Annotated in this window: 12 protein-coding genes and 4 pseudogenes; 2 read left to right on the top strand and 14 right to left on the bottom strand. The window is 61.3% G+C overall.

Annotated elements, in window-relative coordinates:
- From VFE81_RS16095 to VFE81_RS16060, 8 genes and pseudogenes are all read right to left on the bottom strand, one after another.
- Window positions 1-291 (bottom strand): annotated as a pseudogene (locus VFE81_RS16095) (extradiol ring-cleavage dioxygenase); the annotation flags it as partial.
- Complete coding sequence (locus VFE81_RS16090) at window positions 288-596, bottom strand: aromatic ring-opening dioxygenase subunit LigA (protein WP_325045551.1); 309 nt, start codon at window positions 594-596, stop codon at window positions 288-290. The pseudogene VFE81_RS16095 and the gene VFE81_RS16090, both read right to left, overlap by 4 nt.
- Window positions 593-1,309 carry a glutathione S-transferase family protein gene (locus VFE81_RS16085; RefSeq protein ID WP_325045550.1) on the bottom strand — a complete coding sequence of 239 codons (717 nt, stop codon included), beginning with the start codon at window positions 1,307-1,309 and terminating at the stop codon, window positions 593-595. The genes VFE81_RS16090 and VFE81_RS16085 overlap by 4 nt, the downstream gene beginning before the upstream one ends.
- A gap of 244 nt (window positions 1,310-1,553) precedes the next feature.
- Entirely contained in the window at window positions 1,554-2,636 is a 1,083-nt protein-coding gene (locus VFE81_RS16080; RefSeq protein WP_325045549.1) for a porin, read from the bottom strand.
- 71 nt (window positions 2,637-2,707) lie between these two features.
- The gene (locus VFE81_RS16075) at window positions 2,708-4,045 is read right to left on the bottom strand and encodes an MFS transporter (protein ID WP_325045548.1); all 1,338 of its coding nucleotides are present in this window, start codon (window positions 4,043-4,045) and stop codon (window positions 2,708-2,710) included.
- A 90-nt stretch (window positions 4,046-4,135) separates the two neighbouring features.
- Window positions 4,136-4,954 (bottom strand): helix-turn-helix transcriptional regulator, encoded by an 819-nt coding sequence (locus VFE81_RS16070; protein ID WP_325045547.1) that lies wholly within the window; start codon window positions 4,952-4,954, stop codon window positions 4,136-4,138.
- 230 nt (window positions 4,955-5,184) lie between these two features.
- Complete coding sequence (locus tag VFE81_RS16065) at window positions 5,185-5,970, bottom strand: IclR family transcriptional regulator (RefSeq protein ID WP_325045546.1); 786 nt, start codon at window positions 5,968-5,970, stop codon at window positions 5,185-5,187.
- Window positions 5,963-6,202 carry a hypothetical protein gene (locus VFE81_RS16060; RefSeq protein WP_325045545.1) on the bottom strand — a complete coding sequence of 80 codons (240 nt, stop codon included), beginning with the start codon at window positions 6,200-6,202 and terminating at the stop codon, window positions 5,963-5,965. Before VFE81_RS16060 ends, VFE81_RS16065 begins: the two co-directional genes overlap by 8 nt.
- A 260-nt stretch (window positions 6,203-6,462) precedes the next feature.
- On the opposite strand from VFE81_RS16060, the gene VFE81_RS16055 reads away from it, so the two are divergent.
- Window positions 6,463-7,284 (top strand): helix-turn-helix transcriptional regulator, encoded by an 822-nt coding sequence (locus tag VFE81_RS16055; protein WP_325045544.1) that lies wholly within the window; start codon window positions 6,463-6,465, stop codon window positions 7,282-7,284.
- On the opposite strand, the pseudogene VFE81_RS16050 reads toward VFE81_RS16055, so the two are convergent.
- The 3 genes and pseudogenes from VFE81_RS16050 to VFE81_RS16040 all read right to left on the bottom strand — a co-directional run bounded on the left by VFE81_RS16050 (window position 7,276) and on the right by VFE81_RS16040 (window position 9,110).
- Window positions 7,276-7,871: pseudogene (locus VFE81_RS16050) on the bottom strand (IS6 family transposase). The gene VFE81_RS16055 and the pseudogene VFE81_RS16050 overlap by 9 nt on opposite strands.
- Window positions 7,872-8,020: 149 nt before the next feature.
- Window positions 8,021-8,167: pseudogene (locus tag VFE81_RS28985) on the bottom strand (non-heme iron oxygenase ferredoxin subunit); the annotation flags it as partial.
- A 211-nt stretch (window positions 8,168-8,378) separates the two neighbouring features.
- Entirely contained in the window at window positions 8,379-9,110 is a 732-nt protein-coding gene (locus VFE81_RS16040; protein WP_325045542.1) for a hypothetical protein, read from the bottom strand.
- 42 nt (window positions 9,111-9,152) lie between these two features.
- Between VFE81_RS16040 and VFE81_RS16035 the strand changes: the two genes are divergently transcribed.
- On the top strand, window positions 9,153-9,290 hold the full coding sequence (locus VFE81_RS16035; protein WP_325045541.1) for a hypothetical protein: 138 nt from the start codon (window positions 9,153-9,155) through the stop codon (window positions 9,288-9,290).
- Between the two features lie 407 nt (window positions 9,291-9,697).
- On the opposite strand, the pseudogene VFE81_RS16030 reads toward VFE81_RS16035, so the two are convergent.
- The 3 genes and pseudogenes from VFE81_RS16030 to VFE81_RS16020 form a co-directional block, all read right to left on the bottom strand.
- Window positions 9,698-9,936, bottom strand: a pseudogene (locus VFE81_RS16030) (methyl-accepting chemotaxis protein); the annotation flags it as partial.
- A 58-nt stretch (window positions 9,937-9,994) separates the two neighbouring features.
- Window positions 9,995-10,276, bottom strand: a complete 282-nt coding sequence (locus VFE81_RS16025; RefSeq protein ID WP_325045540.1) for a hypothetical protein — start codon at window positions 10,274-10,276, stop codon at window positions 9,995-9,997.
- 10 nt (window positions 10,277-10,286) lie between these two features.
- A complete protein-coding gene (locus VFE81_RS16020) occupies window positions 10,287-12,017 on the bottom strand; it encodes a tannase/feruloyl esterase family alpha/beta hydrolase (protein WP_325045539.1) in 1,731 nt (576 codons plus the stop codon).
- Window positions 12,018-12,426: the final 409 nt, after the last annotated feature.

The following is a 12,426-nucleotide window of genomic DNA, read 5'->3' as shown; positions in this document are numbered from 1 at the left end:
CGTGCTTCCCGGCACTTTGCGGCGAGCGATGCGCAACCACTCCGGATCCTCGATCGGACCTTCATAGTGCTGCGCCATGCCCATCGCAAACGACGGCATGTTGTTCATGAAGAAATTGGCAAAGTGCTCCGCGGCGATGATGACCAGCGCGTCGGGCCGCGCGTCTTCCAGCGCGTGCTTCATGCGCGCATATCCGGCTCGCAGGCGTGCATACTGGTCCGGGTCCGCACGCTCGCTGCGCGCCGTGATGCCCGGCCCATGGCTGCAGACCCCGACAAAAACAAGACTCATCGCCGTACTCCTTTCGTTGCGTATAGTCCTTCGCGGACCGGGCCGTATAGCTCGAGACCGTGTTTCATCGCATCGATATACGCGTTCCACTCGTAGCCACAGGCTGCGGCAAAGTGCATCAGCAATTGACCGTTGACCCCCAGCACGTACAGCAGACCGATATCCGGCTTGCTCAACGCTGCCGCCTCTTCCACCGTCAGTTCGTAACCCTCGGCAAATGCAGGCGGGTTTGCGCGGTAGCATGTCATCGCGTTGACGTCGCGATTGACCTCGTAGATCGCTTTCTGCAGCGCGTAGAGGCTCATTTTTCGGTTGCCAGATCAGACGTGAATTGCGGCGGCAGTTCGTAAGCGCGCACTGCCCATTCGCGCGCAACCGCCAGGCGGACCGCATCACGCGCCCAAACGCGCGCCGCAAGCGCGGCGTACCGGGGCCGGGCCGGCAGTTCGGCCTGGATTCGCTCGTCGAAGCTCCACAGATAGAACACGAACAGGTAAGCGTCGACCACCGAGAAGTCCTCGCCGAGCGCGTACGGCGTACCGCCCAATCGCGTCTCGATCTCGACGAGCATCGTCGCCAGCTTCTTTCTCGCATGCTCCCGCACCGCGGCAATCGCGTCCGGGTTCTCTCCCGCATAGGCCTGAGGCCTGAAGATCGATCGGTACGTGACGTGCAGGCAGCTGGAAATCCAGTTCATCCACTCGTGCGCTTTTGCTCGAGCACGGGTGCCGGGACGAGGCATGAGCCCGCTCTCCGGGGCAAGGTCAGCGATATAGGCCAGAATGGCCTGCGACTCGGTGATCACTGCGTCTCCCGCTGCGAGCGCCGGCACGATGCCGCCCGGGTTGATCTTCAGATAGTCCGGGCCGACGTTCTCGCCAGCGCGGATATCGACGGATACCGTTTCATAAGGCAAGCGCGATTCTTCAAGCGCAATGTGTGAAGCCAGCGAACATGCCTTGGGACTGTAGTAGAGCGTCAGCTTCGGCGGGAACACGGTTGAGGCAGCTTGTTGCATGAACTCGATCCTCTGATATGACGGCTTTTCGACTGATTACATGGAACGACCTGAATTCAAAGCCGTTCGACGTTGCAAGGATGATGCTGAGTAGACTTAAGCATACCGTTCGAAGACGTGCACTCATGTCATCAAGCGGTGGTGACAAATCATTCATCCGACGCGGAGAACAACATGCTTTTTCGAGGGAATAACGTATTACGGCCAACGCGTCGGGAAACCTCTCCCGATCGCGTTGTGCCGGTTAGAATTTGTGCCGCAGCCCGAGCATCACGACGTTCTGGGTGCCGCTTGTCGAAGGCGCATTCAGATAGAATCCGGCGGGCGCAAGGCTCCCTGAACCACGCTGGAAATTGTTGGTCAGGCTGATATCGGTACGCTTCGACAGGTAGTAGTCGAGGCTCAGCACCGCCGTGTTCCAGTGCGAGCGGGCATGAAGCCCGCCGTATCGGCCATGCGAATAAATGTAGCCGCCTAGAACATAAAGGCTCGGCGTAAATTGGTAGGAAAACGACGTGTCGTAGTTCGTCAACGTGAAACTGGATTGATCAAAATACGTAAAATGCACCTGATCGATCAGCGCGGCCCACCGTAAGCCATTGCCGAAGTCGTAGTAACCACCAATTCCATAGTTGCGCTGCCGTTGCACGCCCACGGACGGATTCAGCGGGCTGTTTCGAAACAGCAGGAACGGCGCGCCGCCATAATCGTTGCTCACTGCGCCGTTGGGATTAGCCATGCCGGGCTGATCGAGCTGGACATAACCGACTGCGATCCTGAAACGATCGGTCTGGTAGCCGGCACCGACGCTATACGCACGATTGATGCCGAACTCCCCCGCCGCGTTGCTGAACGCGTACAACACCTCCGCATTGAGGCCGCGGTACGTGGGCGTGACGTACTTGATCGAATTGCTGTAACGCCATGTTCCAATGAGATTGTCGGCGTCGCCGGGATGATCCACCTGCCCGATATTTCCGACCAGCGTTGCCATCGAGGTGAAGTAATCCCAGAACGCGTCGTACTGCCGCCCTGCAGTGAGCGTCCCCCATTGCGGATTGGTCAACCCGACCCATGCCTGCCGGCCAAACAGTCTGCCACCCTGCCCCAGCTTCCCGCTGATGTTGTCGAACCCGTTTTCCAGCGTGGCGATAACCGCGCTTTTGCCGCCGAGGTCCTCCCTGATCCTGAAACCGAACCGGCTGGGCTGGGGCACACCGCCCACCATCTGGTAGTTGGACGATCCGCCGGCATTGTTCACGGCCTCCGTCGAAACGGAAATGATGCCGTACAAGGTGACACTGCTTTGCGCATGGGCGATGCCCATCGGAGCAAATGTCAGTAGTATTCCTATATATACTTTTTTCACGTGTGTCTCCAATGATCTTTTGACTGATTTCAGGCCAGCGCCTTCCGGATCCGCGTTGCGTGCGGCAACGCAATCAGCACCGATAGCCCGCTGACGATCATCAACGCCGCCATCACATACAGACCGTCTCCCAGCCGCCCCGTGCGGGTCGCGATCAACCCGATCAGCCAGGGGCTCGCGAAGCCGCCCAGCGAACCGAGACTGCTCACCAGGGCGATGCCCGCGGCGGCAGCCTTACCGGACAGAAACATCGGTGGTATCGACCAGAAGATAGGAATCGCCGCATAGATGAACACGATCGCAATGCTGAGCGTGGCCAGCGTCCCGACCACGCCCAGGCTGGCGCCGAAGGCCGCAACGACCATGAGCGCGGCCGAGCCGGCGAGCGAGCACACGGTGAAGTGCAGGCGCCGCTCCGCCCTGCGGTCCGAATGCATCGATATCAGCACGATACCGAGCGCGCCGATACCGTACGGAATGGCGCTGTACATCCCGATCATCAGCACGTCCTTGACGCCGGCTTCCCTGAGCATCACGGGAAGCCAGAGACTGATCGCGTAGGAACCGCAGGCGAGCGCGAAATAGATGAAGGCACACCAGTAGAGACGAACGCTGCGAAAGGCCTCGACCACCGACGCCGCGGAAACGGCGCGCTTTTCCTGCTGCTCGGCTGACAACGCCTGCCGCAAGGCCGACTTTTCGTCGTCAGTGAGCCAACCCACCTGCTCCGGGCGGTCGACGAGAAGAAAGAAGGCCGCCACGCCCAGCAGCGCGGCCGGTACTCCTTCGAGCAGGAACATCCATTGCCAGCCGCGCAGGCCGTGGGCACCCGCCATGCTGTGCATGATCCAGCCGGAAAGTGGGCCGCCCAGCATGCCGGCCAGCGCCGCACCGGCAAAGAACCATGAGACGACCGTGGCGCGGCGCCTCGGCGGAAACCAGTAAGTGAGGTACAGGACGATCCCCGGGAAGAATCCGGCCTCGAATGCCCCCAGCAGAAATCGCAGTACGTTGAGTTGCCACGCGGTCTGAACGAACATCGTGCAAGCCGACACAATGCCCCAGCACGCCATGATCCGGCAGAACGTCCGCCTTGCGCCAATCCTTGCCAGCAGCAGATTGCTGGGCACTTCGAACAGCACATAGCCGATAAAGAAAATCCCCGCGCCGAGACCGTACGCGGCCTCGCTGATGCGCAAATCGCGCGTCATCTCGAGATGGGCGAAGCCGATGTTGATCCGGTCGAGGAATGAAACGAGGTAGCAGATGAACAGAAACGGTACGATCCGCAGCGTGATCTTGCGGTACAGCCGATCCTCGCGGTCTTGCTGGCTTTCGCTTCCGTCATCCGATAGGGCGATATTCACGTCTTTGTCTCCAATAGGTATTTTTCGTTTTTACGTCGTGCCTGTCTGACGCCGGCTCATCCGTTCGAGCCGGCGTTCATCATGGGTAGATCAGTAAGCAGAGGCCGTTTCGCCGGCCCGAATCAACCGGTCGTGCAGTTCCCGGACGGACCCGACGCCGAGCTTGGCGTATGCCCTGCGGCTGTAGGTAATGACCGTGTTGATGCTGATGCCGAGCTTCTGGCCGGTGTCGGCCAGCGTGCGGCCGCTCAGCAGACTCGAACAGACATCCAGCTCGCGCGACGACAGCGCCACGCCGGCGTTATGGTCGAGCGATTCCCGCCAGCGGGAGATCGGTATGTCGCGGGGGATCGTGAGTCTGGCGTGCGCCTGCGCGAACGCGAGGAAGAGCGGCGCGACCTGCGTGAGCGCTTCGAGCTCCGCGTCGGAAAATCGCCCGGTGCTCTGGTCGCGATAGCAGTGGAGCAATGTGGCCGTACCGCCCGCATGCTGATTCGACATCGTGAGCCGGTCTTCGATGCCCACGTGCTCGTAGCACGCCGAGCGATAGCGCGCATTGGTCACCTCTTCGCGCGTGCGGTATCGCAGATGAACCGACTCGTCGCCAGTTTCGCGAATCGCAATCGACGCATCGTGGCCTGCGTCGTACAGATGCATTTCGCTCATGTAATGCATTGCCGCGCGAGCCGCATTCGAACGCGATACGCGGCTCTCGGTGCAGAGCAGGCGTAAATCGTTGTCGCTCAGTCGAACGAACAATGCGCAATGATCGACCGTCGCAAACCGGTTCAACGCATCGAGTATCGTGCGCGTGCAGGCGGGCGTGCCGAGCGAGCGCGTCAACGATTCGATCAGCTCGATCGACAGGCGCGCGTCGACAGCACGCGCCCGGGTGGTCCAGCTACGCATGGGGACTGTCTCCGTCCGGCCCAACACGCTGGGCCTTTTGTGGTTTGGAGCAGCGTAGCGCGATCGGCGCTTGCGCGGCATCCCATCGAGGTAGGAGGCAGGCCCTCGCTGCCTCCTACCTCGACAGGAGGCATTCGTCGCATCCGGACTCCCGGCGAAGCCGCGCGATGCGCGGAGGAGGTCAATCAGCCGGTTCAAACAAACCGGCGGTGCTAACTCCGGAGACGCCGTCAGGCGGTCAGGGGACAGGCCGGCACGGTATGGCTCAACGCCTGTTTCGCAGCGGACAGGTACGCTGCGCGCTGTGTAGCATCGCTGTCGCGATTGAAGATGATCGATACGGCGAAGCACCGCCGCTGGACCTGATCGACGACCGGCACGGCGATCGCGGAGTAGCCGTCGAGGAGGATGCCGGGGGAAACGCGAAATCCGTCCACAACGGCCATGCCGTTCTCTCGCACCAAGGCGATCTGCTCTTTCAGATAGCGCGCGGTGATGTGACGCGTATCGTCATGGCGCGGGTTCTCGGCAAGCTCACGCCGCACCTGCGCCGCAGTCCAGGCCTGCGGCAGATAGGCGATGAAGACCCTGCCGGCCGCAGTACGGGTCAATGCGGAAAGCGCCCGTCCCACGCGGAAATCGACGGGGAAATCGCGCAGCCCTTCGTTCTGGGCAACGATCGTGGCATCGTTGCCGTTCCACATCGTCAGGACGGCCGGCAACCGCGTCGTCTGATCGAGTTCCGCCATCACGCGCCGCGCCGTCTGCATCGCATCGACGCGACGAAGCGCTTCCATCCCCAGGCGGATGGCCGATGGTCCAAGCTCATAGGGCCCCGCCTCGCCGACCTGCGTCACGAGGCCGGTCTTCATCAGGCTGATCAGGTAAGCGCGCGCCTTGCTCGTCGTCATCCCGGCGCGCGCCGCGAGACGGCTCATCGGCGTCGGCTCGCCGGCTTCGAGCAAGGCGTCCAGCAGCAGAAAACCAAGTTCGATCGACTGTATGCCTTTATTCATGGGTGGTTTCTATCCAGTTACCCCGTTCAAGGGAATCTGCGCATCCGCCAGCTTCGACGGCTCGCGGCTCAAGGAAATGCCCGGCGTCATGACCTGCTCCGGCGATCAGGCCCTTCTGCACGCCCTCGCCCCTTGGTTGACCGCTCAAAATCATCGATCTATACTCAACAATACAAAGCATACTCAATAATGATGAGCATAAAACCAGACTTTTCTGGCCGCGGATTTTCATGAATATCTTCGCTGACGCAGCGCAAGGCCGTCCCGCCCACAGTGCGTGCGTTACTACGGCGCTCATCAAATACTGCTGGCACGTGCCGGATTGGGGCACGAATTCGTGCGTAGCGTGAATACAACGGCGCTCAGCGGGATCGCGCCCTATCGGCCCGCGAAGCAATGGCTGGCCGCCCGTGCGGCTTAGCAGGACAAACCAAGCCGTAAAAGGACACGGGAGCTATGCCGACACCCCGGCAGCGCTCCGGGGAGGTTGTCATGGATGTGCGAACCATTGATATTCACCAGGAGCCGGCTTCCTCGTGCGTTTCCGTCGCCATCGATTTGATTGGGCGTGTGGGCGAACCGGGCTACGCCAGGCAGTTGACGGATTCGCTGTCGCAAGTGGTCAAGTTCGCCCACCTGTGCATCCTGTCTTTTTCAAGGCTGACGCCTCCCGACCTGCTGGGCACCGGCAGTACGCTTTCGCCGGCCTGTGCGGAAGACACGGCCTATATCTATCTGGGTGGCCACTACAACGCCGACCCCACCGGGCAACTGCGCGCCGCGAACGTCGACTCAGGAAGACAACTCTATATCCAGAGACAACGGGCTGAAGATATCGCGAACGCGGATTACCGGATGTCGTGCTACGAAAGACCGGGCATCGTCGATCGCCTGTCGCTGCTCCAGCACTTCGGTCCCGACAACTGGATCGCGGTCAATCTCTATCGCGATTCGAGCCAGGGGCATTTCGACAGCTCCGAATACGCGCGGCTCATCACCGTGGCGCCGATCCTGACCGCCAGTGCGGACAAGCATCGGCAGCTCGTCACGAGCAACGCACACATCCCGGCCAGCGGCTTGCTGGAGTACGCCGCTGTCGCGCCAACCATCGAGCAGCGCCTTGCCACAATCTGCCCAATGCTGAGCGCGCGGGAATTCGAGGTCTGCAGCCGGATTCTGCTTGGTCTGAGCGCGAAGGAAATAGCCCGGAAACTCGGCATCGCACCGAACACCGTGGCGGAGCATCGCAAGAATGCCTATGCGAAGCTGGCCGTTCGCAACCACAAGCAACTGTTCGCACGATTTTCATCGTGAGCGGCCCGGCGCGCTGCAGTCGATGCCGGCAATCGTGATCACGGCGCGCCTGAACCGTTTGAAGCCGAGCATCACATTCGTTCTGGACTTAATGTTTCGATGGTCCTGCTTGATCAGATTGTTCAGGTACTTCGAGGACCGGACCTTCGTGTCCTCTAAGGCAGCAGGCCATCGACCTTCATTTCACGCACGGCGCGGTGCGAAGCAGCATAGCCATCCAGCGTGATAATCTCCGGCGGCTGGCCCTGATGTTTGATCGCCTTTCGGAAAAAGACTTTTGCCGCACTCGCGTCGCGCTTTGCCCTGAGCATGAAGTCCATCGCCTGCCCGGCCCGATCCACCGCCCGGTACAGATATACCGATTTGCCTCGAATGTTCAGATACGTCTCGTCAACCCGCCACGACCGGCCCGCAGATGTTGCGAACCGGTTCCAGCGCTTGACGAACTCGGGCGTGTAGCGCTGTGCCCAACGCAGGATCGTCGTGTGAGCAAGCGACACCCCTCGTTCAGCCATCATTTCGACGAGATCGCGCAGACTAAGTTTTTAGCGCAAATACCAGCGCACACAAAGAATCAGTGGACACAGCTTGCGTTGCTCTCAATTCGGGCGCTATGTGCTGATAAATTCGCGCTTACGAGGTAGTTATACAGCTCCATGTGTGCCTATCCGATGCATTGGATGAGTGGGCGGCGGCACACCGCGGGCTACCTCCCAGAGCACCCGCAGGTTCCTGGCTACACCTGAACGAACCCGTCCCCTTCCTCGATCCTGAGCTCGTACGTGCGAATTTCGTTGGCCAGCGCTTCACATGGCGCGTTGCCGGTTAGCACGTCGAATCTGCCCTGATGCAGCGGACATTCGATCTCGTGGTCGTCAAGGAATACCAGCGCATCTGGATCATCGAAAATGGTCTCAAGCGGCTCGGAAGTTTCGCGCGCTCGCCCGGGAAGCAGTCGGACGACCTGTGCGGGCTGCACCGCAGCTCGCACAGGTCAGGAGCGCACCTCCAACTCCTGCCGATACTCCACGAGCCGGTTGATGGAAGGCACACGGCGGCCGTCGAAATTCCTCCGGTTCCACAGCCTCCCCGCTTCAAGAACCCACGACAACACGTCGCTGAAACTTCAGCCCGCGGTTGTCCGGTGTGCTGTAAACGAAGCCGTCCACAGCGCCGTTGGTAGAGAAGCGCAGGGTGGCGGTAAATCCCGGAGCCAGGGTCGCGAGGACTCCCGGAGCTTCGAACTCGCCCACCCCTGCCGGACGCAGCGGGACCATGGTAGCCCCGTCCACGAGCGCAAGACCGCCGTCGTGGGCAACGATCTTGTATCTGATCCGGGCTTCCGGACTCCAATAGGTGCCGACAAAGCGCGAGAGGTCGCCCGGCGCCCAATCCGGTGTCAGCACAAATGTGCCCGGATATCCTGCGGCGTAGGTCACCAGATGCGGTGCGTGGCCGTCATGAGCCGGGATGAAGGCGACACCCGCTCCGGCGCCCAAGGGGCTGAAGCCTGCTGCGACGTAGACGTCCGAACCGGGCGGTCGGAGTTCCGCCTTATCGGTGCCGGACTGAAGCTTCAGCTTATCGCCATCGCGCATGAGCCACAGATACTCGCCGCTTTCCGGACTGCGGTAGGCGCCCAGCGGCATCGCCTGGGGTTCGCCGAGGTTCGGCAACGCGCCGAGCGCACGCCCCCCATTGGATGCGTCCGGTTTCAGAAGATCGCCCAGATAGAGTTCGGCGACGTCCAGGGCGAGCCTGGGCGGCCGCGAATCGCCACGGTTGCACAGCACGGCGACGGACAGATGCTGTTCGGGAAAGCGCACCAGCTGCGACCGGTACCCCCCATTGACAACCACGCCGATGGTATGATCGACAAAGCGGACTTCGATCCGAAGATACCGCAACCGGAGGCCCAGCTGGAACAGGTCGAGCGCCAGATTCGGCAGTCACGACGTCACAAAGCTGGTCAGAGCGAACTGTTCCTCGTGTTCGCGTCCTTTTGATGCAGGATCTGGCGGTTTTACTCCGCCGCGCCAACAAGCCGGGGCGCATGCGGTCGTCAGCAAGCTGCAACGGCTGGGCATCATCCTGCGCCGCCAGCGTCGTCCGGTCGGTCGTCAGTGATTCGAACGCCATGCGTTTCCCGCTGTGGCAATGACCTGATATCTCTTTCCAGATGCTGTCATCCCGCAACCGTGCCGCCGTGTACGTTCTGACCGACGCAGACCTGCGCTCCTCTCGCCGTGCGCTGCCGCCGGTATCGGCCATCACCCCGCTCAACCCCTTAGTGCTGTTTTTCGGCAGGCGAAGGCGTCAAAACCATCCGGATTTGCCCCATACGGAGCGTGCAGATCCTCTCCGCCTGCCGGCACGATTTGCCCGGCAGGCGGATTGAGCCAAACCCGGACAGTCAGCCACAACCGACCTTGAAGAATGCCACCGCTGCGCGCAGACCCTGTGCCTCCGTCGCCATCGACAGTGTCGCTGCAGAGGCTTCCTCCACAAGAGGAGCGTTCTGCTGGGTCACCTGATCCATTTGACTGATCGCCTGGTCACCTGCCCTATGCCGGTGCTCTGCGCTTCCCACGCCAAAGCGATGTCGTTCATGATGTCCGTCACGCGCAGCACCGACTGCACAGTTTCGTTTACAAGAAGGATTGCTTATAAAGTCAACAGGTAGCACTGCCGCGCGACAGACAGTGGCGTTTTACCCAAACATTTCATCTGGCCTTTCACAATCAGGTGCATCAGTCCGATGCGACCCAAAATGACGCTGGTGTGCTGCCAGCACGATACTGCCTCCCAGGTACCTGACCTGACGAACCTCGATGGGCGTCCCGCGCGCGGCATTCACCGCGTCAGGCGCGGCCAGACTGGGGCCGCGCCTGCCGACGATCACCGTCTCTGGCGAGCGGTTCTTGCTGCCCGCTGCTTCGAAAGGCGACCGCGATGGAATCAAACCTTCGGCCAGTTCCATCGCCTGTTGCATACCCAAAAGATCATTGTGTCGCGCAGGTGAAGCTCGAGGCCGTGTTGACGTCGCCCGCGCCGCTGTACTTCGGCCAGCTCGGGAATTCGCACAACGGTCGGGTCCGTCCCGGAACACCGGCCGTGTCAGCGACAATCTGGGGCGGCGGGGTCGTGCCATGTTCGACCCAGTTTTCCATGGTGGTCAGCGAATCCCAGGCTGCGTTGTAGACCGTGCTGACGGCATGTCCATAACCTGGGATTTCGTAGAAGCGTACGAAGTTGGCGACGTTCGATACCCCCATGGTGGTCTGCAGGCGCTGGTAGTACTGCTCGGTCGAGCGGGTGCTGACGAGCGCATCGGACATGCCATGCGCCATCAGGATCTTGCCGCCCTTCGCATTGAAGGCCGACAGGTCAGTCCTGTTGTCGTCCTGGATGCCTGTCAGCTGACTGATGCGTGTCTGCAGCGCGCCCGGGTTTTGCGGATCGACGGTGAGCGAGTTGAAGTTCGGATCCCGCGTCACGAAATAGCGGATCCACTGATCCCAGAACACGCTCAGGTACGGCGCGGTGTTGGGCATCGGTGAAGCCGGCTGCGAAGTGCCGAGCGCAAGCGTCGTCACCGTCGGCTGCAACGGCGACGCATTCACGAGGCCCAGATCCGCGCCGTAGACGTTAAACCCGGGATACTGGGTTTCGCCGCTGGCGAGTGCGTAGCTGAAGGTGATCGGCGTGTTGTACACGTTGAGCGCGGCGATCTGGGCATCCGACAGGCAGGTGTCGCCGGTGTCTGCCCCGCCGGGGCAGCGCAAGGGCGTGCCATTCAGGGCGGCCGTCGACGGATTGAACGTCGCATTGCACGCGTTGATGTTGCTGATCAGCCCATCCGCTACGCCATCGAGGGTGTCGCACGCAGCCATCACGGCGTCGTAAAGCACCTTGCGTTTGGCCTGATCGGGATACGCACCGGGTGCCGCGAGGGCGCGCGTGATCCGGCCGAACTGCAGATCCAGGCTGGCGGCGTTCCACGCCGGATACAGGACGATCGATCCGTCCCAGTCCTGCGGCCATCGCTGGACGACAGCCAGTGCCTCGCGTCCGCCTGATGAGCCGCCCGCGAAATATGACCTCGTCGGCGCGTTGACCGCGTAGCGCGCATCGATCAGATAGACGGCTGCGTCACGGGTTTTCTTCAACGCGTCACCGGAAAAATTCTGGACGGCTTCGTCGCTCACACCGAACGATCCATCCTTGCTGCCCAGCGCATTGGCCTGGTGTCCCGAGTCGCTTGCGAAGGTGGCGTAACCGCGTCCAAGCGGGGTGAGCTGGTCGGTCGGGCCTGCAGGAACATTGCCCGTCGGAGAGGGAATCGTGCCGTCATAGCCGCCGCCGCCGAACATCATGATCCTGGTATTCCAGGTGGTCGGCAAGGCAAGCTGGAAATTGATCTTTGGCGCCGCAGGATCTACGGGGCTGATTGCGCCCGTGACCATGCAGAATTCGCCAGTCGCCTTGGCGCCCGTGCCCGCCGCGGGCACCGTGGTTGCCGCCGTCACGACCGCGCCCGTGGTCGGCAGACCGATGGCGGACGCCGGCACGCTCATGCCGGCCAGTTGCGCGCAGCTCAGCGCTGCGCGCGGTGGCGGATTGCCATCGACATGGCCGCCGCATCCGGACAGCGAAATCAATATTGCCGTCGACGCGACCAGCCATCCCGCACCGGGGGATATCAATACCTGACCAACGAACTTCGCGCGCATTTGTCGTCTCCATCATTGTTTAGTTATGTAGCTGTCAACCTGAATTGAAACTGGTTCGACCAGTCGTACAGCCGCGGAAAAGCATTGCATTCTGCCGATTCAACAGGCGTCACGTACGATGCCTATATCCATAAATCATGTCAATAAGGATAACTGATAAACACTGGATGATTGTGCGGTGGTTAAAAGTTGCACGTTTGCCCGGTGTTCCGGACGCACTGGTCGATGCCGCGTTGAGACATCCCTGGCTAAGCGTGCAAGCATTGCGTGATCAGGTCTGGCGCCCATGGCACGGGCCATACGGACTGCTCGTATCGATATCGTGTGTACGGTCCGGCGGGCGGTCCGGGCTGCCTTTGAACCGGCAGTCATCCGTCTGCGATACCGGGCAAGCCCCAACCGGGTCTCC

It is taken from the genome of Paraburkholderia sp. (assembly GCF_035656215.1).
Classification (GTDB): Bacteria; Pseudomonadota; Gammaproteobacteria; order Burkholderiales; family Burkholderiaceae; genus Paraburkholderia.
This window is presented reverse-complemented; position numbering and strand designations above follow the sequence as displayed.

Coding starts and splice junctions, on each gene's coding strand:
- VFE81_RS16065 (WP_325045546.1), bottom strand. CDS start 5,970: ATGAATAAAGGCATACAGTCGATCGAACTTGGTTTTCTGCTGCTGGAC.
- VFE81_RS16085 (WP_325045550.1), bottom strand. CDS start 1,309: ATGCAACAAGCTGCCTCAACCGTGTTCCCGCCGAAGCTGACGCTCTAC.
- VFE81_RS16080 (WP_325045549.1), bottom strand. CDS start 2,636: ATGGGCATCGCCCATGCGCAAAGCAGTGTCACCTTGTACGGCATCATT.
- VFE81_RS16090 (WP_325045551.1), bottom strand. CDS start 596: ATGAGCCTCTACGCGCTGCAGAAAGCGATCTACGAGGTCAATCGCGAC.
- VFE81_RS16055 (WP_325045544.1), top strand. CDS start 6,463: ATGGATGTGCGAACCATTGATATTCACCAGGAGCCGGCTTCCTCGTGC.
- VFE81_RS16020 (WP_325045539.1), bottom strand. CDS start 12,017: ATGCGCGCGAAGTTCGTTGGTCAGGTATTGATATCCCCCGGTGCGGGA.
- VFE81_RS16070 (WP_325045547.1), bottom strand. CDS start 4,954: ATGCGTAGCTGGACCACCCGGGCGCGTGCTGTCGACGCGCGCCTGTCG.
- VFE81_RS16035 (WP_325045541.1), top strand. CDS start 9,153: ATGATCGACAAAGCGGACTTCGATCCGAAGATACCGCAACCGGAGGCC.
- VFE81_RS16025 (WP_325045540.1), bottom strand. CDS start 10,276: ATGCAACAGGCGATGGAACTGGCCGAAGGTTTGATTCCATCGCGGTCG.
- VFE81_RS16060 (WP_325045545.1), bottom strand. CDS start 6,202: ATGAAAATCCGCGGCCAGAAAAGTCTGGTTTTATGCTCATCATTATTG.